Annotated in this window: 1 protein-coding gene and 1 pseudogene; both read right to left on the minus strand. The window is 66.0% G+C overall.

Annotation, left to right across the window (positions count from 1 at the left end; genetic code table 11):
* A partial coding sequence (locus AHiyo1_RS13680; protein WP_148667581.1) for a hypothetical protein occupies positions 1-642 on the minus strand: 642 nt, incomplete at its 3' end.
* Positions 643-719: 77 nt separating this feature from the next.
* Positions 720-1,516, minus strand: a pseudogene (locus AHiyo1_RS13685) (aldo/keto reductase); the annotation flags it as partial.

Below are 1,516 nucleotides of genomic sequence, written 5' to 3' on the forward strand. Positions count from 1 at the left end.
GCCGCGCGGCGCTGGCAAGTCCAGGTTCCAGTGGCGCGAGACCATCAGCAGCCAATCGACGTCGTCGTCGTGGCCCGCTCCGCCGGGTCCGGGCGTGATGAAGAAGCGGGACACAACGCGCTGCGAGCCTTCGGCGTCTCCGTAGAGGACATCCACCGTGAAGCCTTCTCCGGCTGCTCCCGCGGTGGCGTTGCGGAAGTCGGCCGACTCAGGGTCCCGGATCGCAACCTGGCAGAATCCGGCGTCGTTGGCAGGCACGTAGATGTCCCGGGTCAGCCGGTGGAACTCTTCCACAGGCGCCAGCGGAGCCCTGGCGTCCGGTGGCAGGTGCCAACCATGCAGGACCGCCACTCCTGCACCGGCATTGCGCACAGACATCAACAAGTACACGGCGTTGCTGCTGATCTCCAGCGTGGCGTGGCCACCGCGCACCACCATCCACTTGCCTTCCATGAACCGCACTTTCTGCGGCGCGTCAGACCAGTTGGAGGGCAGCAGGATCGGGCGCAATCCGTTCAGCAGGGCACGCTCGGCCAGCCGCGCGGATCGGTTGGCCGATCTCGTGGAGATGAACGTCGCGACGGCGAGAACCGTCGTACCGAGGGCGGTGCCGAGGTTGGAGATCAGAACCCAATCGACCATAAGGCACATTCAACGCCTGTCCTGCCTCGCGGGCAATCGGCTGCGAAGCCGGACAGGCGTCGAACCCGGGCTCGGCGTTACCGGCCGCCCTCGATCTTCCGGCTGCGCTGGTTCTGCGCCATCGGACCGTACGGATAGACGCCGACGCGCGGTTGGCTGGCCTCCGTGAGCCGGCTGGTTTCCTCAGGGCTGAGTTCCAGGTCAGCCGCCGCCAGGTTGTCCGCCAACTGTTCCGTGGTTCGGGCGCCGAGGATCACGGAGGTCACGGCAGGCCGGTCCGCCAACCATGCCAGTGCAACTTGGGAATCACTGACGCATGATCTGCCGCGATCTTTTCCACTGTCCCGATGACGTCCCAGGTGCGGGGGTCATCGTTGCGTGCCTGCCACGCTTCCATGCCGCGTTCCGGGTTTTCACCGAGGCGGGTGGCTCCGGTGGGCGGCACGTCGCGCTTGTACTTGCCGGAGAGCCAGCCTCCGCCCAAGGGAGACCACGGCAACAGCCCGATGCCGGCATCCAGGGAAGCCGGAACGATTTCCGATTCGATTTCACGGACCAGCAGGCTGTACTGGGGCTGCAACGTCACCGGCGCGCTCCAGCCAAAGGCTTTGGCCACGTGCACGGCCTTGGTCAACTGCCACCCCAGGAAGTTGGAAAAACCGTAGTAGGCGATCTTGCCGCTGCTGACGGAGTCGTGCAGGAAGCGCAGCGTCTCCTCCAATGGCGTAATCGGGTCCCATGCGTGCATTTGGTAGAGGTCGATCTGCTCCACGCCCAGACGGCGCAGCGAGTCGTCCAACGCCCGCGTGAGGTGCGTCGGGAGGTGCCGACATCGTTCGGGGCCGTCCCCATGGGGAAGCGGCCCTTGGTGGCC

It is taken from the genome of Arthrobacter sp. Hiyo1 (assembly GCF_001263615.2).
GTDB lineage: Bacteria > Actinomycetota > Actinomycetes > Actinomycetales > Micrococcaceae > Arthrobacter.